General features: G+C 70.3%; 24 protein-coding genes and 1 pseudogene. 16 read left to right on the top strand and 9 right to left on the bottom strand.

Annotation, left to right across the window (positions count from 1 at the left end):
* Window positions 1–359 (bottom strand): acyl-CoA dehydrogenase family protein (locus E7Z54_RS09595; RefSeq protein WP_136433169.1); only part of this gene is annotated, 359 nt, incomplete at its 3' end.
* Window positions 360–422: 63 nt separating this feature from the next.
* Window positions 423–1,622 (bottom strand): acyl-CoA dehydrogenase family protein, encoded by a 1,200-nt coding sequence (locus tag E7Z54_RS09590; protein ID WP_136433167.1) that lies wholly within the window; start codon window positions 1,620–1,622, stop codon window positions 423–425.
* Between the two features lie 70 nt (window positions 1,623–1,692).
* Between E7Z54_RS09590 and E7Z54_RS09585 the strand changes: the two genes are divergently transcribed.
* The 5 genes from E7Z54_RS09585 (at window position 1,693) to E7Z54_RS09565 (ending at window position 5,524) form a co-directional block, all read left to right on the top strand.
* Window positions 1,693–2,865, top strand: a complete 1,173-nt coding sequence (locus E7Z54_RS09585) for a Rieske 2Fe-2S domain-containing protein (RefSeq protein ID WP_136433165.1) — start codon at window positions 1,693–1,695, stop codon at window positions 2,863–2,865.
* A gap of 6 nt (window positions 2,866–2,871) precedes the next feature.
* Window positions 2,872–3,174, top strand: coding sequence for a hypothetical protein (locus E7Z54_RS09580; protein WP_136433163.1), 303 nt, complete (start codon window positions 2,872–2,874; stop codon window positions 3,172–3,174).
* Window positions 3,175–3,226: 52 nt separating this feature from the next.
* Window positions 3,227–4,324, top strand: coding sequence for a ferredoxin--NADP reductase (locus E7Z54_RS09575; RefSeq protein ID WP_136433161.1), 1,098 nt, complete (start codon window positions 3,227–3,229; stop codon window positions 4,322–4,324).
* A 247-nt stretch (window positions 4,325–4,571) separates the two neighbouring features.
* Window positions 4,572–4,775 (top strand): cold-shock protein, encoded by a 204-nt coding sequence (locus E7Z54_RS09570; protein ID WP_136433159.1) that lies wholly within the window; start codon window positions 4,572–4,574, stop codon window positions 4,773–4,775.
* A gap of 137 nt (window positions 4,776–4,912) precedes the next feature.
* Window positions 4,913–5,524, top strand: coding sequence for a DNA-3-methyladenine glycosylase I (locus E7Z54_RS09565; protein ID WP_136433157.1), 612 nt, complete (start codon window positions 4,913–4,915; stop codon window positions 5,522–5,524).
* 3 nt (window positions 5,525–5,527) lie between these two features.
* Here the strand turns inward: E7Z54_RS09565 and E7Z54_RS09560 are convergent, their stop codons facing one another.
* Together E7Z54_RS09560 and E7Z54_RS09555 are read right to left on the bottom strand one after the other, a co-directional pair.
* On the bottom strand, window positions 5,528–6,196 hold the full coding sequence (locus E7Z54_RS09560) for an MBL fold metallo-hydrolase (protein WP_136433155.1): 669 nt from the start codon (window positions 6,194–6,196) through the stop codon (window positions 5,528–5,530).
* On the bottom strand, window positions 6,193–6,879 hold the full coding sequence (locus tag E7Z54_RS09555) for a maleylpyruvate isomerase family mycothiol-dependent enzyme (protein WP_168798252.1): 687 nt from the start codon (window positions 6,877–6,879) through the stop codon (window positions 6,193–6,195). Before E7Z54_RS09555 ends, E7Z54_RS09560 begins: the two co-directional genes overlap by 4 nt.
* A 157-nt stretch (window positions 6,880–7,036) precedes the next feature.
* On the opposite strand from E7Z54_RS09555, the gene uvrA reads away from it, so the two are divergent.
* The 11 genes from uvrA to tpiA all read left to right on the top strand — a co-directional run bounded on the left by uvrA (window position 7,037) and on the right by tpiA (window position 19,241).
* Window positions 7,037–9,943, top strand: a complete 2,907-nt coding sequence (gene uvrA / locus E7Z54_RS09550; protein WP_136433151.1) for an excinuclease ABC subunit UvrA — start codon at window positions 7,037–7,039, stop codon at window positions 9,941–9,943.
* 45 nt (window positions 9,944–9,988) lie between these two features.
* Window positions 9,989–10,450 carry a Rieske (2Fe-2S) protein gene (locus E7Z54_RS09545; RefSeq protein WP_136433149.1) on the top strand — a complete coding sequence of 154 codons (462 nt, stop codon included), beginning with the start codon at window positions 9,989–9,991 and terminating at the stop codon, window positions 10,448–10,450.
* Complete coding sequence (locus tag E7Z54_RS09540; RefSeq protein WP_136433147.1) at window positions 10,447–10,881, top strand: Rieske (2Fe-2S) protein; 435 nt, start codon at window positions 10,447–10,449, stop codon at window positions 10,879–10,881. The genes E7Z54_RS09545 and E7Z54_RS09540 overlap by 4 nt, the downstream gene beginning before the upstream one ends.
* 29 nt (window positions 10,882–10,910) lie before the next feature.
* Window positions 10,911–12,863, top strand: coding sequence for an excinuclease ABC subunit UvrC (gene uvrC, locus E7Z54_RS09535; protein WP_136433145.1), 1,953 nt, complete (start codon window positions 10,911–10,913; stop codon window positions 12,861–12,863).
* Between the two features lie 15 nt (window positions 12,864–12,878).
* A complete protein-coding gene (gene rapZ / locus E7Z54_RS09530; protein WP_136433143.1) occupies window positions 12,879–13,751 on the top strand; it encodes an RNase adapter RapZ in 873 nt (290 codons plus the stop codon).
* A 10-nt stretch (window positions 13,752–13,761) separates the two neighbouring features.
* A complete protein-coding gene (locus E7Z54_RS09525) occupies window positions 13,762–14,745 on the top strand; it encodes a gluconeogenesis factor YvcK family protein (protein ID WP_206056107.1) in 984 nt (327 codons plus the stop codon).
* A 74-nt stretch (window positions 14,746–14,819) separates the two neighbouring features.
* Window positions 14,820–15,803 carry a DNA-binding protein WhiA gene (whiA, locus tag E7Z54_RS09520; RefSeq protein WP_136433141.1) on the top strand — a complete coding sequence of 328 codons (984 nt, stop codon included), beginning with the start codon at window positions 14,820–14,822 and terminating at the stop codon, window positions 15,801–15,803.
* Window positions 15,804–15,882: 79 nt separating this feature from the next.
* Window positions 15,883–16,071, top strand: coding sequence for a DUF1918 domain-containing protein (locus tag E7Z54_RS09515; protein WP_136433139.1), 189 nt, complete (start codon window positions 15,883–15,885; stop codon window positions 16,069–16,071).
* 134 nt (window positions 16,072–16,205) lie between these two features.
* Entirely contained in the window at window positions 16,206–17,201 is a 996-nt protein-coding gene (gene gap / locus E7Z54_RS09510) for a type I glyceraldehyde-3-phosphate dehydrogenase (protein WP_136433137.1), read from the top strand.
* 5 nt (window positions 17,202–17,206) lie between these two features.
* Entirely contained in the window at window positions 17,207–18,433 is a 1,227-nt protein-coding gene (locus E7Z54_RS09505) for a phosphoglycerate kinase (RefSeq protein WP_206056106.1), read from the top strand.
* A gap of 1 nt (window position 18,434) precedes the next feature.
* The gene (tpiA, locus tag E7Z54_RS09500) at window positions 18,435–19,241 is read left to right on the top strand and encodes a triose-phosphate isomerase (protein WP_206056105.1); all 807 of its coding nucleotides are present in this window, start codon (window positions 18,435–18,437) and stop codon (window positions 19,239–19,241) included.
* Between the two features lie 28 nt (window positions 19,242–19,269).
* Here the strand turns inward: tpiA and idi are convergent, their stop codons facing one another.
* The 5 genes and pseudogenes from idi to E7Z54_RS09475 all read right to left on the bottom strand — a co-directional run.
* On the bottom strand, window positions 19,270–19,863 hold the full coding sequence (gene idi / locus E7Z54_RS09495) for an isopentenyl-diphosphate Delta-isomerase (protein ID WP_136433135.1): 594 nt from the start codon (window positions 19,861–19,863) through the stop codon (window positions 19,270–19,272).
* On the bottom strand, window positions 19,860–20,885 hold the full coding sequence (locus E7Z54_RS09490; RefSeq protein ID WP_136433133.1) for an NAD(P)/FAD-dependent oxidoreductase: 1,026 nt from the start codon (window positions 20,883–20,885) through the stop codon (window positions 19,860–19,862). Before E7Z54_RS09490 ends, idi begins: the two co-directional genes overlap by 4 nt.
* Window positions 20,882–21,433 (bottom strand): isoprenylcysteine carboxyl methyltransferase family protein, encoded by a 552-nt coding sequence (locus tag E7Z54_RS09485; RefSeq protein ID WP_136433132.1) that lies wholly within the window; start codon window positions 21,431–21,433, stop codon window positions 20,882–20,884. The genes E7Z54_RS09490 and E7Z54_RS09485 overlap by 4 nt, the downstream gene beginning before the upstream one ends.
* Window positions 21,430–22,518 carry a type III polyketide synthase gene (locus E7Z54_RS09480; RefSeq protein ID WP_136433130.1) on the bottom strand — a complete coding sequence of 363 codons (1,089 nt, stop codon included), beginning with the start codon at window positions 22,516–22,518 and terminating at the stop codon, window positions 21,430–21,432. Before E7Z54_RS09480 ends, E7Z54_RS09485 begins: the two co-directional genes overlap by 4 nt.
* Window positions 22,506–22,776 (bottom strand): annotated as a pseudogene (locus E7Z54_RS09475) (hypothetical protein); the annotation flags it as partial. The gene E7Z54_RS09480 and the pseudogene E7Z54_RS09475, both read right to left, overlap by 13 nt.

The following is a 22,776-nucleotide window of genomic DNA, read 5'->3' as shown; positions in this document are numbered from 1 at the left end:
AGGTGCGAGTGCTCCTCGGCGACCGCGGCGGTGACCAGGCCGCGACCCGGATCCCGGCCCTGCTCCGCGAGCAGCAGGGTGGCAGGCCCGTGCACCGCCAGCGGCACGGGCGCGACGCGGCGGCCCACCTCGACCAGCACCCGGGCCAGCTCGACGAGACCGAGCCCGGCGCCGTCGTACTCCTCGGGGAGGTGCAGGGAGAGCAGGCCGGCATCGGCGAGGTCCGACCACAGCTCTCGGTCGAACCGGTCTCCGTCCGCCTCGACCTCCTTGAGGCGTTCGTTCGTGGTCCTGTCGGCGAGGATCCTCGCGGCGAGCTCGGCCGCCTCGTCCTGCTCGGAGGTGAAGAGGAAGTCCATGGTGTCTCCTGGTGGCTTCGGTGCGATGAAGGTCGCTGCGCGACCTCCTCGACCTGCGGGTGACTAGCGCTTGGCGGCCGGCAGGCCGAGTCCGATGTAGCCGATGATGTCCCGCTGGATCTCGTTGGTGCCGCCCCCGAAGGTCATCACCAGCGACGAGCGGTGGAAGCGCTCCAGCCGCCCCGCCAGTACGGCGCCGGGCGAGTCGCCGGTGACGCCCGCGTGCGGGCCCACGACCTCCATCAGTGAGCGGTAGACCTCGGTCGCCAGCTCGGAGCCGTAGATCTTCGTGGCGGAGGCCTCGGCGGGGGAGAGCTGGACGCCGTGGTCGGCGTCGGCCGCGAGCTTCCAGTTGATCAGGGTGAGTGCCTCGATCCGGGCGTGCGCCCGACCGAGCGCGATCTGCACCCATTCGGTGTCGATCACCCGCGCGCCGTCGGGTCGGCGGGTCTCGAGCGCCCAGTCCCTCACGAGGCGCAGCGAGTGCTGGAGCGGCGCGGCCGAGGTCAGCGCGACCCGTTCGTGGTTGAGCTGGTTGGTCATCAGCGCCCAGCCGCCGCCGCGCTCGCCGACCAGGTTGCTCGCCGGCACCCGGACGTCGGAGTAGTAGGTCGCGGACGTGCCGACGCCGGCGACCGTGTGGACCGGGGTGTACGAGACGCCCTCGGCGTCCGCCGGCACCAGGATCATCGAGAGGCCCTTGTGGCGTGGTGCGTCCGGCTCGGTGCGGCAGGCGAGCCAGAGCCAGTCGGCGTACTGGATGAGCGAGGTCCACATCTTCTGCCCGTTGATCACCCACTCGCCGGACTCCATGCCGCCGTCCAGGGTCGCCTTCGTCTTCAACGACGCGAGGTCGGTGCCGGAGCCGGGCTCGGAGTAGCCGATCGAGAAGTGCAGCTCGCCCGCGAGAATCTTCGGGAGGAAGAACTCCTTCTGCTCCTCGGAGCCGAAGCGCATGATCGTCGGGCCGACTGTGTTCAGCGTCAGGTAGGGGATCGGCACACCGGCGATCGCCGCGACATCGGTGAAGATCAGCTGCTCGACCATCGAGCGGGCCTGGCCGCCGTACTCCTTCGGCCAGCCGATGCCGAGCCAGCCGTCCTTGCCGATCTGGCGGATCACGTCCTTGTAGACCCCCGCCTCGCCGAACTCCCCGGTCGCGGAGGCGAGGCCGGCGCGGATCTCCGGCGTGACCAGCTGGGCGAAGTACTCCTCCAGCTCCCGGCGCAGCGCGATCTGGTGGGGCTCGAGTGTGACGCGCATCTGCTCCGCCTGCCTGTCCTCGGGTGTGTCCGGCTTGTGTGTTCCCGACCAAAACTATAACGTGTTCTACATGAGCGACACCCGACTCCTCGACCAGGGGTCTGCCCCGCAGCGCTTCGCGCGCGGGTGGCACTGCCTGGGCCTCGCCTCGACCTTCGCGGACGGCAAACCCCACGCGATCCACGGCTTCGGCTCGAAGGTCGTGGTCTGGCAGGACTCGAACGGCCAGCTCAACGCGCTGGACGGCTACTGCCGGCACATGGGCGGCGACCTCACCCAGGGCACGGTCAAGGGCGACGAGATCGCCTGCCCCTTCCATGACTGGCGCTGGGGCGGCGACGGCAAGTGCAAGCAGATCCCGTATGCGCGGCGGGTGCCACTGCGTGCGCGCACACAGCGCTACGAGACGGCGATCCGCAACGACCAGCTGCTCGTCTGGCACGACCCCGAGGGCTCGAAGGCCGACCACGACATCCTGCCGCCGCAGCTCCCGGGCCTCGACGAGGGTGAGTACACCGACTGGGTGTGGGTCTCCCAGGACATCCAGGGCTCGCACTGCCGCGAGCTCATCGACAACGTCGTCGACATGGCGCACTTCTACTACGTGCACTTCGCCTTCCCGACGAGCTTCCGCAACGTGTTCGAGGGCCACATGGCCACCCAGTTCATGCAGTCCAAGGGCCGCCCCGACAAGGCCGGCGGCTACGGCTCGGCCGAGCTCTTCCTCAAGTCCGAGGCCACGTACTACGGGCCGGCGTACATGATCAACTGGCTCGATGTGGACTACAAGGGCTTCGAGACCGAGGTCATCCTGATCAACTGCCACATCCCGACGGGTCCGGACTCGTTCATCCTCCAGTACGGCATCACCGTCAAGAAGCCGCAGGGCATGGACGACAAGACAGCGAACTTCATCGCCAAGAAGTACGCCGAGATGTTCGGCGACGGGTTCCTCCAGGACGTGCACATCTGGAAGAACAAGGTCCCGGTGCAGAACCCGCTCCTCTGCGAGGAGGACGGCCCGGTCTACCAGCTGCGTCGCTGGTACGAGCAGTTCTACACGGACCAGGCGGACGTCGTCCCCGAGATGACCGATCGCTTCGAGTTCGAGGTCGACACCACCAAGGCCAACGAGTTCTGGCAGGCGGAGGTGGCCGACAACCTGGCGAGGATGGCCGCCGAGGACCAGGAGCCGGCCGAGGCGTCGGCGGGCGGCGAGCCTCCGATCATGTCGGGGACCTGACCCGCCATGCCTTCCTTCGTCCCGACCCGCCCGGAGACCCTCGAGGACCAGCGCCTCTACACGCAGGCCCGCCTGGTGGAGGTGTCGTGCCTGGACTGTCTGGCCAAGGTCGGGGTGAAGAAGAACAGCGATCACCACACCTCGATCCAGTGGAGCACCGAGGCGCTCGCTGCGTGCCCGGAGTTCGGCCGACGCGACCCCGAGACCGGCAGGCGGGACGTCCACAAGGCCTGCCCGCGGATGATGGCTAGCATCGAGGCGGCCGTTCGGGACGGGATTGTCCCGATCGGCGCGTACGACGGCTACTGACGGCCATCGCTGCCGCTGACCGCCATTGGCCCTGACCCGCTGGGGGAGTTCCTTGGACATCGAGTCCTTCGTGCTGGACGTCGTCGACGTGGTCGACGAGACGGCCGAGGCGAAGTCGATCAGCTTCGCCGTGCCCGAGGGTGCGGAGGAGAGGTTCGTCTACAAGCCCGGCCAGTTCCTGACCGTCGCCGTGCCGAGCGACCAGACCGGCATCGCCGCGCGGTGCTACTCGCTGTCCAGCAGCCCCCACGACGGCGGTCCGCTCACCGTCACCGTGAAGCGGACGGCCGACGGCTACGCGTCCAACTGGATCTGCGACAACCTCAATATCGGTGACACCCTGCGGGTCCTGCCGCCGTCGGGCATCTTCACTCCCGCCTCCCTCGACCGCGACCTGCTTCTCTTCGCGGGTGGGTCCGGCGTCACCCCGATCATGTCGATCACCAGGACGGCCCTCTCCGAGGGCAAGGGCCGGATCGTGGTCTTCTACGCGAACCGTGACGAGCAGTCCGTCATCTTCGCCGGCGAGCTGACCCGACTCGCGGCCGAGAACCCCGACCGCCTCCAGGTCATCCACTGGCTGGAGTCGGTGCAGGGTCTGCCCACGGCCGAGCAGATGAGGGCGTTCGCCTCCCAGTACCTCTCCTTCGACGCCTTCGTCTGCGGCCCGGCTCCCTTCATGAAGATGACCACGACGGTCCTCAAGGAGCTGGAGTTCCCGCGGGACCGCCGTCATCAGGAGAAGTTCGTCTCCTTGGGAGGCAACCCGTTCGGCGATCTCGAGCAGCTGCAGGAGACGGAGCGGGAGATCGCGCTCGCCGAGTCCGACGACGACGGCGCCTCCGCGGACGTGTTCGCGGACGCGCCCGCGGGGCCGGTGAAGGTGGAGGTCGAGCTGGACGGTGAGGAGTTCACCTTCGACGACTGGGACCCCCGGACCAAGCTGCTCGACTTCCTGGAGAGCAAGGGCGTCAAGGCGCCGTACTCGTGCCGTGAGGGGGAGTGCTCCGCCTGTGCGATCCGCCTGCTTGCGGGCGAGGTGAAGATGCTCCACAACGACGTGCTCGACGAGGAGGACCTCGCCGACGGGATCCGGCTGGGGTGTCAGTCGGTTCCGCTCACCGACACGGTCAAGGTCACCTACAGCTGACCTGAGGCCGGACCCCGGACGCGCCGGCTGCCGCTGGGATGGTGGCGAGTGACCGGGATGCTGCTACTGTCGTGGTTGTTGAAGAGGCTGCACTACGAGCCTCCCGCTGACCGGCCGCTCCAGGTCGGGCGTCGGTTCACTGTTGTAGCTCCACCTGGTCAATCCTCGAGGTGCGGTGCAGTTGGTTTCAGCCCGCATCGGCGCAGTGTCTATGCGGTCTCGTAGGAAAAGACACAGGAGTAAGACAATGGCAGTTGGCACCGTGAAGTGGTTCAACGACACCAAGGGCTTCGGCTTCATCGCCCAGGATGGCGGCGACGGCGACGTCTTCGTCCACCACACCGGCATCGCCGGCTCGGGCTTCAAGTCGCTTGCTGAGGAGCAGCGCGTCGAGTTCGACGTGACCACCGGCCCCAAGGGCCTGCAGGCGGAGAACGTCCGCCCGATCTGATCCTCGGATCCAGAAGTACGACGGCCTCGCGGTCTACCGCGGGGCCGTCGGTCTTTTTCTCCGCGTCCGCGTCATCGGTCGAGCCGTCGTCGGGAGAGGCGACGCGGACTGTCCGTGGTGGGTGGGAGGCTGACGCCGTGACCGACGTCCTTCCCGGCACCGACGGGCTGCCGCGCTGTGCGTGGGCCGTCGCCGCGCCCGAGTTCCCCGCCTATCACGACACCGAGTGGGGCTTCCCCGTCGCCGAGGACCGGCGGCTCTTCGAGAAGCTCTGTCTCGAGGGCTTCCAGTCCGGCCTCAGCTGGCGCACGATCCTGGTCAAGCGGCCGGCCTTCCGCGCGGCCTTCGCGGACTTCGACATCCCGACCGTGGCCGGCTTCGACGAGCGGGACGTCGCGCGGCTGCTGGCCGACGCCGGCATCGTGCGGCACCGCGGCAAGATCGAGGCCACGATCAACAACGCCGGCCGTGCCCTCGAGCTGGTCGAGAGCGAGGGCTCGCTGGCGTCGTACGTCTGGAGCTTCGAGCCGTCCGCCGACGAGCTGGCCGAGCCGCAGTCCATGACGACCTCGCCCACATCCGTTGCGCTGTCGAAGGATCTCAAGAAGCGCGGCTGGCGCTTCACCGGACCGACGACGGTCTTCGCCTTCCTGCAGGCGATGGGACTGGTCAACGACCACGCGGTCGGGTGCGTGACCCGCGACCAGGTCGAGGCGGCGCGGGCGGCGTTCGGGCCGCCCGGACGCTGACGGTCACCAGCCTCGCTCGCGCCACTCCGGCAGCTTCGGCCGCTCGGCGCCGAGCGTCGAGTCGTTGCCGTGGCCGGGGTAGAACCACGTCTCGTCCGGCAGCGTGCCGAAGAGCTTGGACTCGACGTCGTCGATCAGCGTGCGGAAGGCGTCCGCATCGCCGGAGGTGTTGCCCACCCCGCCGGGGAACAGCGAGTCGCCGGTCCACAGGTGCGGGCTGCCCTCGGGGTCGCGGTAGAGCAGGCAGATGGAGCCGGGAGTGTGCCCGGTGACCCGGATCACCTCGAGCGAGGAGTCGCCGACCTCGACCGTGTCACCGTCGCCGACGCGACGCTCGACGGCGACGCCGGCCTGCTCGGAGATGGCGTCGGCGTCGGGCTCCCCGGCGACCGTGGTGGCTCCGGTGCGCCTGACCAGCTCTGCGAGGGCCCGATGGTGGTCCCAGTGCTGGTGGGTGGTGACGATCGTCGCGATGGCTCCGTCCGCGACCTGGAAGAGCGTCTCGGGCTGGTCCGCGGCGTCGATCAGCAGGGTCTCGCCCGTGGTCCGACAGGTCAGCAGGTAGCAGTTGTTCGACATCTTCTCGTCGACCGCCACCTTGGTGACGGTCAGCGCGGACAGCTCCCGCACCTGCGGGGCGCCGCCGGGGGTCACGTCGCCGGTGTACGTCATCGTCCCTCCATCGTGGGTAGTGAGCCGGTCGAGCTGGACAGCAGTGTTCCCGGGTCGCGGCCGGTCGCCCACCAGGCGAGAGCGGAGGCCGGTCCGGACACGACGGGGGCGTCGTCGCCGGGATCGCCGAACGTCCACTCCCGGTCGAGGTCGGTGGCATGCGCCACGAAGCTCTCGCCCGGGTGGCGGGCGGCGTCGCGGTCGAGGAGCGCCACCGCGGTCTCGGCCGGCCAGTGCGCATGGGTGTAGCCGGCATCCAGGTCGGCGTGGTGGATCTCGACCTCGCCCAGGCGCATCAGCAGCACCCCGGCCGCCCGTACTCGGGGCCCGCCGGGGGTGCGCTCGAAGATCGCGTCCTGCGGCAGGGTCGCCAGATGGGGCAGGGACCGGTCCAGCGCGGCGGCCGCCGTGCGGAGTCGGTCCAGGACGTCGGCGGTGGGCTGGACCGCCAGGTCGGCGATGTCGGCGTTCCGCGCGTCGTCGGAGACGTACATGGGCACCGGGCGGCCGCCGGCGAGGCCGCGTACGACGCCGTCGAGCGCCTCGGCGTTCAGCGCCAGGTGGGCGATCACGTGCGCGCGTGTCCAGCCCGCGCAGAGGCTGGGGGACTGCCAGCCGGCGGGAGGCATCCCCTCGACGGTGGCGAGGAGGCGCGTCGTCGCGCCCTCGAGAGGAGTGGTCACGGGCTCCATCATGCCGGGCTGTCGGTGGCGCGTGAGAGTCTCATCTCACAGGCGTGGCGGTTTGCCATCGCGCCGTACCATGGCGAACACTTGTTCGATCCGCCCGTGACCGCGTCTCGGGCCGGACCCACCTGCGCAGACACCACGAGGACCGGTAGTGGCCGACCAGCTGATCATCCGCGGCGCCCGCGAGCACAACCTGAAGGACGTCTCGCTCGAGCTCCCGCGCGACTCCCTCATCGTGTTCACCGGGCTGTCGGGGTCCGGGAAGTCGAGCCTGGCGTTCGACACGATCTTCGCCGAGGGGCAGCGTCGCTACGTCGAGTCGCTGTCGGCGTACGCCCGCCAGTTCCTGGGGCAGATGGACAAGCCCGACGTCGACTTCATCGAGGGCCTCTCGCCGGCCGTCTCGATCGACCAGAAGTCCACCTCGAAGAACCCGCGCTCGACAGTCGGCACCATCACCGAGGTCTACGACTACCTCCGCCTGCTCTACGCCCGCGCCGGCCGCGCGCACTGCCCGACCTGCGGTGCGCCGATCGAGCGACAGACCCCGCAGCAGATCGTCGACCGGATGCTCGACCTGGAGGAGGGGACCCGGTTTCAGGTCCTCGCCCCGGTCGTCCGCGGCCGCAAGGGGGAGTACGTCGAGCTCTTCAAGGAGCTCCAGGCGCAGGGGTTCTCCCGCGCCCGGGTCGACGGCGAGACCCACTCGCTCGACAGTCCGCCGACCCTCGACAAGAAGATCAAGCACAACATCGAGGTCGTCGTCGACCGGCTCGCGGTCAAGGAGACCGCCAAGCGACGGCTCACCGACTCGGTGGAGACCGCCTTGGGGCTCGCCGGTGGCCTGGTCGTCTTCGACCTGGTCGACACCGGGCACGAGCTCAAGTTCTCCGAGAAGATGGCCTGCCCGAACGACCACTCCATCGAGACCGACGACCTCGAGCCGAGGTCGTTCTCCTTCAACTCACCGTTCGGCGCCTGCCAGGCCTGCGTCGGTCTCGGCACCCGGATGGAGGTCGACCCGGAGCTGGTCGTGCCCGACCCGACCGCGACGCTCGCCGAGGGCGCGCTGCAGCCGTGGAGCCACGCTCACGTCGCCGACTACTTCGGCCGCCTGCTCGTGGCGCTCGGTGAGGAGCTCGGCTTCGACGTCGAGACCCCGTGGGAGCAGCTGACGGCGAAGGCGCAGAAGGCGATCCTCGAGGGCCACTCGACCAAGGTGCACGTCGTCACCCGGAACCGCTACGGCCGTCAGCGCTCCTACTACGCCGAGTTCGAGGGCGTGAAGAAGTACGTCGAGCGCCGGCACCGTGAGGCCGAGAGCGACACGAGCCGTGAGCGGTTCGAGGGGTTCATGCGCGAGGTGCCCTGCCCGGTGTGCTCCGGCAGCCGGCTCAAGCCGGTGTCGATGGCGGTCACCCTCGGCCCGAAGGACAAGGGCGGGAAGAACATCGCCGAGGTCTGCCGCCTCCCGATCAACGAGGCCGCCGAGTACCTCAACAGCCTCGACCTGTCGACCCGGGAGCGCCAGATCGGCGAGCGGGTGCTCAAGGAGATCCAGGAGCGGCTGCGCTTCCTGCTCGACGTCGGCCTCGACTACCTCTCCCTCGACCGGCCCTCGGGCTCGCTGTCCGGGGGTGAGGCGCAGCGGATCCGGCTGGCCACGCAGATCGGCGCCGGCCTGGTCGGCGTCCTCTACGTCCTGGACGAGCCGTCGATCGGTCTCCACCAGCGAGACAACCAGAAGCTGATCGAGACGTTGGTGCGGCTCAAGGAGCTCGGCAACACGCTGATCGTCGTCGAGCACGACGAGGACACCATCCGCGTCGCCGACTGGATCGTCGACATCGGGCCCGGTGCCGGCGAGCACGGCGGCCAGGTGGTGCACTCCGGCACCGTCAAGGAGCTGCTCGAGCACCCCGACTCGATGACCGGGCAGTACCTCTCCGGCCGGCGCGAGATCCCGGTGCCCGCGGTCCGCAGGCCGCGCACGGCGGGCCGCGAGCTCAGGGTCCACGGCGCCCGCGAGCACAACCTGCAGAACATCGACGTCAGCTTCCCGCTGGGTGTGTTCTGCGCGGTGACCGGCGTCTCCGGCTCGGGCAAGTCGACGTTGGTCAACGACATCCTCTACACCTCGCTGGCCAAGCAGATCTACAACGCCCGCACCATCCCGGGCCGGCACCAGAAGATCACCGGTGTCGAGCACGTCGACAAGGTGATCCACGTCGACCAGTCGCCGATCGGGCGTACGCCGCGGTCGAACCCGGCGACGTACACCGGGGTGTTCGACCACATCCGCAAGCTGTTCGCGCAGACGCCCGAGGCGAAGATGCGCGGCTACCTCCAGGGACGGTTCTCGTTCAACGTCAAGGGCGGCCGCTGCGAAGCCTGCTCCGGCGACGGGACGCTCAAGATCGAGATGAACTTCCTGCCCGACGTCTACGTCCCGTGCGAGGTGTGCCACGGCGCCCGCTACAACCGCGAGACGCTCGAGGTCCACTACAAGGGCAAGACCATCGCCGAGGTCCTCGACATGCCGATCGAGGAGGCGCTCGACTTCTTCGCAGCGGTGCCGCCGATCGCGCGGCACATGAAGACGCTGTCCGAGGTCGGCCTCGGCTACGTCCGCCTGGGACAGCCGGCGACCACCCTCTCGGGTGGTGAGGCGCAGCGGGTCAAGCTCGCCGCGGAGCTGCAGAAGCGGTCGACCGGTCGCACGGTGTACGTGCTCGACGAGCCGACGACCGGGCTCCACTTCGAGGACATCCGCAAGCTGTTGGGCGTCCTCTCGAGCCTGGTCGACAAGGGCAACAGCGTCCTGGTCATCGAGCACAACCTCGACGTGATCAAGACCGCCGACTGGATCGTCGACATGGGGCCCGAGGGTGGGTCGCGCGGAGGAACGGTCGTCGCCGAGGGCACGCCGGAGCAGGTCGCGGCCGTCCCGGAGAGCTACACCGGCCGGTTCCTTCAGCCGTTGCTCGACGGCAGCCGGGTGAAGGTGCCGACCACGCCGAGGAGGCGCTCGCGGGCCAAGGCGGCGGCGAAGGGCTGAGCGGCTCACAGCCCGTTCACAGGTTCCCCTTCTAGCCTGGTCGCCATGACCGCCCCCCTCACCAGGCGACGTGCTCTCTCGGGCGCCGCGACCCTCGGCGTCAGCGTTCCGCTGCTCGCCGCGTGCGGCGACGACTCGGACACGAACGCCAGCGATCCCGTCACCTCCGACTCCACCCCGTCCAGCAGCGCGCCGGCGACCGAGACCACGACCGGCGGCGGCGCCGGGCTGGTCGCGACCAGCGAGGTGCCTGTCGACGGTGGGGTCGTCCTCGCATCCGAGGAGCTGGTGGTCACCCAGCCCACCGCGGGCCAGTTCAAGGCCTTCAGTGCGATCTGCACCCACCAGGGCTGCCTGGTCGGGTCGGTCAGCGACGGCACGATCACCTGCCCGTGCCACAACAGCATGTTCTCGGCGGCCGACGGCTCGGTCACCGGGGGACCGGCCTCGGCCCCGCTCCCCGCGGTGCCGGTCAAGGTCACCGACGGCCAGGTCGTGAGGGCATGAGCGCCGCGCGGACGGGTCTCGGCGAGGTCCGGGCCAGCCGGCGGATCGTGTTCTCCGGTCTGGGTGCGATCGGCGTCGCCGCGACCCTGGCCGGATGCGCCGGCAGCGACGGCAGCAGCTCCCAGCAGTCCGCCGTCGAGTCGGGTGCGGAGCTGGCCACGACCGACGAGGTCCCGGTGGGTGGCGGCATCGTGCTGACCAGCGAGAAGATCGTGATCACGCAGCCGACCGAAGGGGAGTTCAAGGCCTTCACCGCTGTGTGCACCCACCAACAGCTGGTGGTGACCTCCGTCGACGGCGACGTGATCAAGTGCGACAACCACGGCTCGTCGTACTCCGCGACCACCGGCGAGGTCGAGGGGGGTCCGGCCCCGTCGGCCCTGGCCTCGGTCGAGATCGAGGTCAAGGACGGCAAGATCCTGAGCGTCTGACTGTCCGCGGTCGTCCGTAGGCTGGAGGCGTGTCCCCAGCCCTGAGCTATCGCCCCTCGCCCGGGTCGATCCCCACCCAGCCAGGGGTCTACCGGTTCCGCGACCGGCACGGCCGGGTCATCTACGTCGGCAAGGCGAAGAACCTGCGGGCCCGCCTGTCGTCGTACTTCCAGGACATCGGCAACCTGCACCAGCGCACCGCGACCATGGTCACCACCGCGACGTCGGTCGAGTGGACCGTCGTCAAGACCGAGGTCGAGGCGCTCCAGCTGGAGTACTCCTGGATCAAGGAGTACGACCCGCGGTTCAACGTCAAGTACCGCGACGACAAGTCCTACCCCTGGCTCGCCGTCACCGTCGGCGAGGAGTTCCCGCGGGTCATGGTCGGACGCGGCGCCAAGCGGCGGGGCACCCGGTACTTCGGGCCGTACAGCCACGCCTGGGCGATCCGGGAGACCGTCGACATCCTGCTGCGGGTCTTCCCGATGCGGTCCTGCAGCAACGGGGTGTTCAAGCGGTCGGGGCAGATCGGGCGGCCCTGCCTGCTCGGCTACATCGACAAGTGCGCCGCGCCGTGCGTGGGCAACATCAGTGCCGAGGACCACCGCGCGATCGTCGACGACTTCTGCGACTTCATGGCCGGGCGCACGAAGCCGTTCATGAAGCGCATCGAGCAGCAGATGTTCGCCGCATCCGAGGCACTCGACTTCGAGAAGGCGGCGCGACTGCGCGACGACCTCGGCGCCATGCAGAAGGCGCTGGAGAAGCAGGCGGTCGTCTTCAGCGACGGGTCGGACGCCGACGTCATCGCGCTCGCCGAGGACCCGCTCGAGGTCGCGGTGCAGGTCTTCTACGTGCGCGGCGGCCGGATCCGTGGCCAGCGCGGCTGGGTCGCCGACCGGACCGACGACGGCGACACGTCGTCCCTCGTCGAGGACTTCCTGCTCCAGCTCTACGCCGGCGTCGCGCCCGAGGACGCGCGCGACGCGGTGCCGCGGGAGATCCTGGTCCCGGAGCTGCCGTCCGAGGCGACGACCTACGAGCAGCTGCTCAGCGACCTCCGCGGGTCCCGGGTGGAGATCCGGGTGCCGCAGCGCGGTGACAAGCGCGCACTTCAGGAGACCGTCCAGCGCAACGCGAAGGAGTCGCTGGCGCTGCACAAGACGAAGCGCGCCAGCGACCTCACCACCCGCAACCGAGCGCTCGCTGAGATCGCCGAGGCGCTCGAGCTCGACGAGGCGCCGCTGCGGATCGAGTGCTACGACGTCTCCAACCTCCAGGGCACGGAGGTGGTCGCCTCGATGGTGGTGTTCGAGGACGGCCTGGCGCGCAAGGGGGAGTACCGCCGCTTCGTGATCCGCGGCGTCAGCGGCCAGGACGACGTGGCGTCCATGCACGAGGTGATCACCCGCCGGTTCCGGCGGCTGCTGGACGAGCAGGCGCGCTCGGAGCTGCGTCCCGGCGACGGAGAGAGCGGCCCGATGCTGGTCGACCCCGACACCGGCCGGCCGCGGAAGTTCGCGTACGCGCCGGGTCTCGTGGTCGTCGACGGGGGCCCGCCCCAGGTGGCAGCGGCCAAGCGCGCCCTCGACGAGCTCGGCATCGACGACATCCCCGTGTGCGGCCTCGCGAAGCGGCTCGAGGAGGTGTGGCTGCCGGACCAGGAGGATCCGGTGATCCTGCCTCGCACGTCCGAGGGGCTCTACCTGCTCCAGCGCGTCCGCGACGAGGCCCACCGGTTCGCGATCACCCACCACCGCAACCGCCGGTCGAAGTCGATGGTGGAGAGCGTCCTCGACGGTGTGCCCGGCTTGGGGGAGGTGCGCCGAAAGACGCTGCTGCGCCACTTCGGCTCGCTCCGGAAGCTGCGCGCGGCGACGGTCGAGGAGATCGCCGTGGTCCCCGGCATCGGGCCACGCACCGCCGCCGCGATCAAGGAGGCACTCGCCGGCGAGGACGAGGCCCAGAAGGCCTCCTCCTAGACGACAATGGCGCCCATGACTCAGAGCAGCACCCCTGGCCAGCTCGTGGTGGTCACGGGCATGACCGGCGCCGGTCGCAGCACCGCCGCCAAGGAGCTGGAGGACCTCGGCTTCTACGTCGTCGACAACCTTCCACCCAACCTGCTGCCCGAGGTGGTGCGCCTGGTCGACGAGAGCCACGGAAGGGCACAGCCGGTCGCGGTCGTCGTCGACGTGCGGTCCGGCTCCTTCTTCCACGGCCTCCGCAGCGCCCTGGCCCACGGGGTGACCGGCCGCGACACGACCCTGGTCTTCCTCGACGCCATCGACGAGGTCCTGGTGCGGCGGCAGGAGGCGGCCCGACGGCCGCACCCCCTCCAGGAGGGCGGGCGGCTCCTCGACGGACTCCAGCGCGAGCGGGTGGTGCTCGGTGACCTCCGCGCCGAGGCCGATCTCGTCATCGACACCAGCAACCTCAACGTCCACCAGCTGACCGACCGCATCGCCGAGGCCTTCGGCACTCCGGAGACCACGCGCCTCCGGGTCACCGTCATCAGCTTCGGCTTCAAGTACGGCATCCCGGTGGACGCCGACTACGTGGCCGACATGCGCTTCCTGCCCAACCCCCACTGGGTGCCCGAGCTGAGGGCGCACACCGGCCAGGATGCGGACGTGTCCGAGTACGTCCTGGGCCGGCCAGGCGCGAAGGAGTTCCTCGACGCCTACGTCCCGCTGCTGACCGGCGTCGCCGAGGGATACATCCGCGAGGGCAAGCGATTCATGCGGGTCGCCATCGGCTGCACGGGCGGCAAACACCGCAGCGTGGCGATGAGCGAGGAGATCGCGCGACGCATGTCCGAGCGGGGACACGTGGCCCGCGCGCTGCACCGCGATCTCGGTCGGGAATGATCCTGCGGTGATCTCCCGCTCTCGCGCCTCGGCACAACGTGCCCAGGCCGTGGTCGCCCTCGGTGGCGGCCACGGCCTGCACGCGTCACTCAGCGCACTGCGGAACCTCGTGGACGACCTGACCGTCGACTCGCTGACCGCGGTCGTCACCGTCGCGGACAACGGCGGCTCGTCCGGCCGCCTCCGCGGCGAGTTCGGTGTGCTGCCGCCTGGCGACCTCCGGATGGCGCTGGCCGCGCTCTGCGGAGAGGACGACTGGGGCGTGACCTGGGCCCGGGTCCTTCAGCACCGGTTCGAGGGCGATGGCGAGATGCGCGGCCACGTCATCGGCAACCTCCTCATCGTCGGGCTCTGGGAGCTCCTCGGCGACCACGTCGACGCGCTCGACTGGGTCGGCCGGCTGCTCGGTGCCAAGGGCCGGGTGCTGCCCATGGCACTGACGCCGATGGACATCACCGCCGACGTGCGCGGCCTGGTGCCGTCGGACCCGGAGGCGCTGACCCGCGTCCGGGGGCAGGTCGAGGTCGCGACGACGGGCGGGGTGATCGCCTCGGTCGCGCTCGACCCACCCGAACCGGAGGTGAGCCCCGTCGTGGTCGACGCGATCGCCGAAGCCGACTGGGCCGTGCTCGGTCCCGGCTCGTGGTTCACCTCGGTGTTGCCGCACCTGCTCGTGCCCCAGCTGCGGCAGGCGCTGGTCGAGACCGATGCGCGCCTGGTCGTCGTACTCAACCTCGCCGAGCAGGCCGGCGAGACCGGCGGCTTCGGGGCGTCCGACCACCTCGCCGTCCTCGCGGAGCACGCGCCGGACCTCGCGATCCACACCGTCCTCGCCGACCGCGAGTGCGTGGCGGAGGAGCTGGACGACCTCGAGGAGACCGTCGCCGCCCTCGGCGCGAACCTCGTCGTCGACGACGTGGCCATGGGCGACGGCTCACCTCGCCACGACCCGGTGAAGCTGGCCGCGGCCTACGCGCGGATCTTCGCCGGCTGACCCGACAAGCCGGGAGGTGCGGCGCATCCTCGCCGGCTACGAGGGTTGTTGACCAACGTGGGAGGATCGGCTCCATGGCGATGACTGCGCAGGTCAAGGCGGAGCTGGCCAGCACTCCTGTCACCAAGGCGTGCTGCCGCAAGGCGGAGGTCGCCTCGACGCTCCGGTTCGCCGGTGGTCTCCACATCGTCGCCGGCCGGATCGTGGTGGAGGCCGAGCTCGACACGGGCGCCGCGGCGCGTCGTCTGCGCAAGGACGTCGCCGAGATGTACGGGCAGACCTCGGACGTGGTCATGGTGCAGGGCAACGGCATCCGCAAGGGCAGCCGGTACATCGTGCGGGTCGTCAAGGACGGCGAGGCGCTGGCCCGGCAGACCGGACTCCTCGACCAGCGTGGCCGTCCCGTGCGGGGGCTGCCGCCGGCCGTCGTCTCCGGCGGCGCGTGCGACGCGGTCTCCGCCTGGCGCGGCGCGTTCCTCGCGCACGGCTCGCTGACCGAGCCCGGTCGGTCCTCCTCGCTCGAGGTCACCTGTCCCGGGTCCGAGGCGGCCCTCGCCCTGGTCGGTGTGGCTCGGCGGCTCGGCATCCAGGCCAAAGCTCGCGAGGTCCGCGGGATCGACAGGGTCGTGATCCGCGACGGTGACGCGATCGGCCAGCTGCTCACCCGACTCGGCGCGCACGAGACGCTGATGGCATGGGAGGAGCGGCGGATGCGCCGTGAGGTCCGCGCCACCGCCAACCGGCTCGCCAACTTCGACGACGCCAACCTGCGCCGCTCCGCGCGCGCCGCGGTGACCGCTGGCGCCCGCGTCGAGCGCGCCATGGAGATCCTTGGCGAGGAGGTCCCCGACCACCTCCGGATGGCCGGTGAGCTGCGCCTCCAGCACAAGCAGGCCTCGCTCGAGGAGCTCGGCCAGCTCCACGAGCCGGTCCTGACGAAGGACGCGATCGCGGGACGGATCCGCCGCCTGCTCGCCATGGCCGACAAGCGGGCCGAGGAGCTCGGCATCCCGGACACCGAGGCGTCCCTGACGCCCGAGATGCTCTCCGGCGAGTAGGCCCCCGCCGGCCCTTGTGCAGCGCGCCGAGGCGGAGGAAGGTGGATCCCAGATCCAGTGATCCATCCGGAGGTGCCACATGCGAGCGAACGTGGGTGACCGACTCGTGGTCGAGGGTCACACCGACACCGAGCACCGGCGCGAGGCCGAGGTGCTCGAGGTGCGCGGTGAGGACGGCAGCCCGCCGTATCTGGTGCGCTGGGCCGACGGCCACGAGGCGCTGACCTACCCGGGTCCCGACGCGCACGTCGTACCCCGCGGGCTGTAGCGCGACGGGCCGAGCCGGCGCGATCGTGGTTACCGGCCCGTACGGCGGATGCAGCCGGTCCGGCGCAGGGGCAGGACGGTAGGGTCGAGTCGAACGAGAGCCAGATCACGTTTTCGACCCGCAGGAGCCCAGCTGTGACTGTTCGCGTAGGTATCAACGGCTTCGGCCGCATCGGCCGCAACTTCTTCCGTGCGGTGCGCGCGAGCGGCGCCGACATCGAGATCGTGGGTGTCAACGACCTCACGGACAACGCCTCGCTCGCGCACCTGCTCAAGTACGACTCGATCCTGGGCCGCCTCGACGCAGAGGTCTCGGCCACCGAGAACGCCATCATCGTCGACGGCGTCGAGATCACCGCGTTCGCCGAGCGCGACCCGGCTGCGCTGAAGTGGGGCGACCTCGGTGTGGATGTCGTCGTCGAGTCCACCGGGTTCTTCACCGACGCGACGAAGGCCCGGGCGCACCTCGACGGCGGCGCGAAGAAGGTCATCATCTCCGCGCCGGCGTCCAACGAGGACATCACGATCGTGATGGGCGTCAACCACGAGCTGTACGACCCGGCTGCGCACACGGTGATCTCCAACGCGTCGTGCACCACCAACTGCCTGGGCCCGATGGCCAAGGCCCTCAACGACGGTCTCGGCATCGTCAAGGGCCTGATGACGACCATCCACGCCTACACCGCTGACCAGAACCTGCACGACAACATCCACAAGGACCCGCGCCGTGCCCGCGCGGCCGCACTCAACATCGTGCCGACCTCGACCGGTGCAGCGAAGGCGATCGGCCTGGTCCTGCCCGAGCTCAAGGGCAAGCTCGACGGCTACGCACTACGCGTGCCGACCCCGACCGGCTCGCTGACCGACCTCTCGTTCGAAGCGTCGCGGGACACCTCGGTCGAGGAGGTCAACGAGATCGTCAAGGCCGCGGCGGACGGGCGGATCCTCCGGTACTCGACCGACCCGATCGTGTCCTCGGACATCGTGACCGACCCGGCGTCCTGCATCTTCGACGCACCGCTGACCAAGGTCATCGGCAACCAGGTCAAGGTCGCCGGCTGGTACGACAACGAGTGGGGCTACTCCAACCGCCTCGCGGATCTGATCACGCACGTCGGCGCTACGCTCTGACGCTTGTGACGGACTACAACGGACCTGACCAGGAGTTCCTCGACCGCATCGGTGGCAAGCGCGTCCTCGTCCGCTCGGACCTGAACGTGCCGCTGGACCGGGTCGATGACGCGGCTGTCATCACCGACGACGGCCGGATCCGTGCCAGCGTCCCCACCATCAAGGCGCTCGCGGAGGCCGGTGCCAGGGTGGTGGTGACCGCCCACCTCGGCCGACCCGACGGTGCCCCGGACCCGAGGTTCTCGTTGGCTCCGGTCGCTGCCCGGCTCGGTGAGCTGCTCGGCGAGGACGTCGCGTTCGCGACGGACACCGTCGGGAAGTCCGCTGAGGCGGTCGTCGGCGCGCTCCAGGACGGCGAGGTCGCGCTGCTCGAGAACGTCCGGTTCAACAGGGGAGAGACCAGCAAGGACGACGCCGAGCGCGGCGCGTTCGCCGACCAGCTCGCGGCCCTCGCGGACGCCTTCGTCTCCGACGGCTTCGGCGTGGTGCATCGCAAGCAGGCCAGCGTGTACGACGTCGCGCAGCGCCTGCCGCACGCCATGGGCGGTCTGGTCGCCGCGGAGATCGACGTCCTGCGCCGCCTCACGGTCGACCCGGAACGGCCCTACGCGGTCGTGCTGGGCGGTTCGAAGGTCTCCGACAAGCTGGGTGTGATCGACAACCTCCTCGGCAAGGCCGACAAGCTGCTCATCGGTGGCGGCATGGTGTTCACGTTCCTCAAGGCGCAGGGCCTCGAGGTCGGCAAGAGCCTCCTGGAGGAGGACCAGCTCGACACGGTCCGCAGCTACCAGCAGCGGGCCAAGGAGCTCGGCGTCGAGATCGTGCTGCCGACCGACATCGTGGTGGCCGACAGCTTCGGCGACGAGGCGTCCGCCCGCGTCGTACCCGCCTCGGAGATCCCGGCCGACAGCCTCGGTCTCGACATCGGTCCCGAGTCCGGCGCTGCGTTCGCCGCCGAGCTGGCCGAGGCCAGGACGGTCTTCTGGAACGGGCCCATGGGCGTCTTCGAGCAGCCTGCCTTCGCGGAGGGCACCCGGGCCGTCGCGGAGGCACTGACCCGGGTGGAGGGGCTCTCGGTGGTCGGTGGCGGCGACTCCGCGGCCGCGGTCCGCGCCCTCGGCTTCGACGAGCAGGCCTTCGGCCACATCTCCACCGGCGGTGGCGCCAGCCTCGAGTACCTCGAGGGCAAGGAGCTGCCCGGCATCACAGTCCTCGAGGAAGACGGAGCCTGACATGGCCAGCCCGACCCGCACCCCGCTGATGGCGGGAAACTGGAAGATGAACCTCAACCACGCCGAGGCGGTGGTGCTGGTCCAGAAGCTCGCCTGGACGCTGTCGGACAAGCGCCACGACTACGGCAAGGTAGAGGTGGCGGTGATCCCACCGTTCACCGACATCCGCTCGGTCCAGACGCTCGTCGACGGCGACCGTCTCCAGATCAAGTACGGCGCCCAGGACGTCTCCCCGCACGCCAGCGGCGCCTATACCGGCGAGATCTCAGCCCAGATGCTCGCCAAGCTCAGCTGCTCCTACGTCGTGGTCGGCCACTCCGAGCGCCGGCAGTACCACGCCGAGACCGACGAGGTCGTCAACGCGAAGGCCAAGGCCGCGCTGGGCGAGAAGATCACCCCCATCGTCTGCGTCGGGGAAGGGCTCGACGTGCGCAAGGCGGGCGAGCACGTCCCGTACACGATGGCGCAGGTCGAGGGCTCGCTCGCCGGCCTGAGCAGGAAGCAGGTCGCCGGCCTGGTCATCGCCTACGAGCCCGTCTGGGCCATCGGCACCGGCGAGGTGGCCACCCCTGAGGACGCACAGGAGGTCTGCGAGGCGATCAGGGGCCAGGTGCGCGAGACGTACGGCGACGAGGCCGCCGACGCCGTACGCATCCTCTACGGAGGCTCCGTGAAGGCCGCGAACGTCGCCGGCATCATGGCGAAGCCGGACGTCGACGGCGCACTGGTCGGGGGTGCCAGCCTCGACGTGGACGAGTTCGGCGGCATCTGCCGGTTCTACGACATGCCGCAACTCACCACTCACTGAGCGCTCCGTCGCGTCGTCGGGGTCGGTCTCAGGGATGACGTGCTGGGCGGGCGGCCGGCGGCAGCTCGTCGAGCGCGGCGGGGGCGAACCCTCCGTCGTCCACCTCGCGTCCGGCCATGCGTGCGACCTGGCTGGCACACCAGACGGAGACGGCGCGCTCGCCGGCGAGCACCTCGTCGCGGAACGACCTCCAGGGGACCCACTCCACCGCTGCCACCTCGGACCGGTCCGGGGTCACCTCGGAGGCCGCGGTCGCCGTGAACACCGGGCACAGCTCGTTCTCGCGCACGCCGTTGGCTCCGGTCGCCGCGTAGCGGAACGTGGGCAGGGTCAGGACGAGGCCCTCGAGCGTCAGCCTCAGCTCCTGCTCCGCGCGCCGCTTCACGGCGTCGCAGATGTCCTCGCCTGGTGATGGGTGGCCGCAGAAGCTGTTCGTCCACACGCTCGGGAATGTCGGCTTGTCGTGGGCGCGCTGAGTGATCAGGACCCGTCCGGCGCGGTCGAGGACGTAGCAGGAGAAGGCCAGGTGCAACGGTGTCCGCGCGTGGTGCGTGGCGGCCTTCGGGGCCGAGCCGATCGCGTTCCCGGACTCGTCGAGAAGGATCACGAGCTCCGCGGTCACGACGGCCGCGCGAGGGAGTTGACCGCCGCCGAGAACACACCCGGCAGCCGCTCGGCGGTCGGGACCAGCGCGCGCCGGACCGGGTTGAACCGAGTGGCGCCCAGCAGCGATGCGGTGAGCAGTCGGTAGCGGCGCGTGATGGCGTGCCAGTCCCGCTCGTAGCGCATCGGGTCCTCGCCCACGATCGCGGCGATCGCCGCGCGAGCCTGCGAAACAGCCATCGCGACGCCTTCGCCGGTGAGGGCATCGACGTACCCACCGGCGTCACCCACGAGCAGGACCCGCCCGGCCACCCTGGACCGGGCACGCTGCCGGAGCGGTCCGGCGCCGAGGACGTCGCCCAGCGGTGTGGCGCCCTGCAGCCGCTCCCGCAGCGACGCGAAGCGTGCCAGGTGGTCGTCGAACGCTCCGCGAGCGGACGTCAGCAGGGCGAGCCCGACGACGTCGCCGGTCACCGGCGTCACGTAGGCCTCGACCGACTCGGCCCAGTGCACCTCCACATACGACGTCCACGGCTCGAGCAGGTAGTGCCGGCGCAGCCCGTAGCGCCGTCGCGGCACCGGCCGCCCCGCGAGCCCGAGCCCGCGCCGGACCGTCGAATGGAGGCCGTCGGCGGCGACGACGTACCGGAAGCGCTGACCGTCCACCGTGACGCCGTCGGAGTCCGGCCGGACATCCTCGGCGATCCGGTGCTCCAAGGAGATCCCGGTGCACTCGGCCGCGGAACGCAGGGCGGTGTGCAAGGTCGTGCGGCGGACGCCGCGGCCGAGCCCGCTGTGGAACGGTGCCTCGACCGCTCGCCGTCCAGCGAGGTAGCGGATCCCGGTGAGATCCCGACCGTCCGGGTTCACCCCGACGTCCGCGAGCGCGGTGATGGCCCCGGGCATCAGCCCCTCTCCGCAGGCCTTGTCGATGATGCCGGCGCGCTTGTCCCACACGGTCACCTCCAGCCCGGTGCGGGCGGCGTACAACGCGCTCGCCAGTCCGGCGGGTCCGCCACCGATGACCAGAAGGTCCCTCACGGCGCCGCCTCCGCCGCCGGCGGCCTGCCGGAAGCGGCCACGGGCAGCGCAGTCAGCGCCTGGTTCTCGACGCGTACCCGCGTCGCCAGCAGCACAACGTTGCAGAGCGTGAACACGACTGCCGTGATCCAGGCGGAGTGGACGAGCGGCAGTGCGACGCCCTCGACGACCACGGCGACGTAGTTGGGGTGGGGCATCAGGCGGTAGGGGCCGCCGGTGACCCGCGAGAGCCCCGGTACGACGATCACCCGGGTGTTCCACTGGCGGCCGAGCGTGGCGATGCACCACCACCGGAGCGCCTGAGCGACCAGGACCAGCGCGAGCATGGTCCATCCGAGGGCGGGCAGGAACGCCGGTCGCCGCAGCCACACCTCGACCAGTGCCCCGACCAGCAGGCCGGTGTGCAACACGACCATCACCGGGTAGTGCCGCTGTCCGGACTCGACGCCTCCCCGCGCGAAGCTCCACGCCGCGTTGCGCTTGGACACCACGAGCTCGGCGAGCCGCTCGACGCCGACCGCGGCCACCAGCAGGCTGAACCAGATCATGCGGCCGCCTCCGGCATGCGGAGGAGCACGAGCTCGGAGCAGAAGCCGGGGCCCATGGCGAGCATCAGGCCGTAGGAACCGGGCCGCGGCGGCCGCTCGGTCAGGGTGTCGGCCAGCACGTGCAGCACCGATGCCGAGGACAGGTTGCCGATCGCGGCGAGGGAGTCCCAGGTGACCTGCAGTGCGTCCCGGTCGAGCCCGAGGGTCTTCTGGAGGGCTTCGAGCACCTTCGGTCCGCCCGGATGCGCGACGTACCACTCGATGTCGTCCTGCGTCAGGCCGTGGTCGTGGAGGAACGCTCGGACGTCCTCGCCGACGTGGCGCTCCACGAGCACCGGCACGTTGCCGTCCAGCACGATCTTGAGCCCGGACGTGCCCACGTCCCAGCCCATCGTCCGTTCGGAGTCGGGGTAGAGCCGACTCCGGGCGTCCAGCACCTCCGGCTGGGGTACGACGGGCGCGCCACGGATCTCGCGAACGCGGTGGGCGCCGACCGCGACGACCGCCGCGGCGCCGTCGCCGAAGAGCCCGCTGGCGACCAGGTTCGGCATCGAGGCATCGTCGCGCTGCAGGGTCAGCGAGCACAGCTCGACGGTCATCAGCACCGCGACGCTGTCGGGATGTCCGAGCAGGTAGTCGTGCAGCCGTGCCACACCGGACGCGCCGGCGACGCAGCCCAGCCCGACCAGCGGCACCCGGACCACGTCGGGCCGCATCCCGATCAGGGCCGCGACCCGCGCGTCGAGGGAGGGCACGGCGATCCCGGTGACCGTCGCGGAGATGATGAGATCGACGTCCTGCGGGGTCAGGCCGGCGGCCTTCAGCGCGTCGGTGACGGCGCACGCGCCGATCTCGACACCGGCGTCGATGAAGGCGTCGTTGGACTCGGTGAAGTCGGCCAGCTCGCCGTACCGCTCCAGCGGCAGTGCCAGGTGCCGGGACTCGACCCGGGCGTTGGCGTGGAGACGCCGAACGACCCTCTCGTCGGTCGGAATGCGCAGCATCGTGTGGGTGAAGGCGTGCGTGATCTCCGCCTGCGTGTAGCGGTGCTCGGGGAGGACCCCCTGGACGCTCAGGATTCGCATGCGGATGTCTCCTCGATGTCGTTCCGGTGTCGCGCGCGGCGCCGGTCCCAGGTGGCGCCCGCCAGCTCGCGGACCAGGCCGCGGGCCATCGTCGGCGTGATGCGGCCGCGGGCCAGGCCGAGCTCGACCAGGTCGTCGAACACGCGTTGGTCGGCCGCCGACGCCCGCAGCCCCGCGTCGATCACGGCGCCATGACGGCACAGCCAGGCGGCCGCCGCGACATGGCGTAGATGGCCGGCGAGCAGCCGCCTGGTGGTT

The sequence above is a fragment of the Nocardioides sp. genome (genome assembly GCF_004803405.1).
Lineage (GTDB): Bacteria > Actinomycetota > Actinomycetes > Propionibacteriales > Nocardioidaceae > Nocardioides > Nocardioides vastitatis.
The sequence above is the reverse complement of the archived record's forward strand: the minus strand, read 5'-3'. Positions and strand labels throughout refer to the sequence as shown.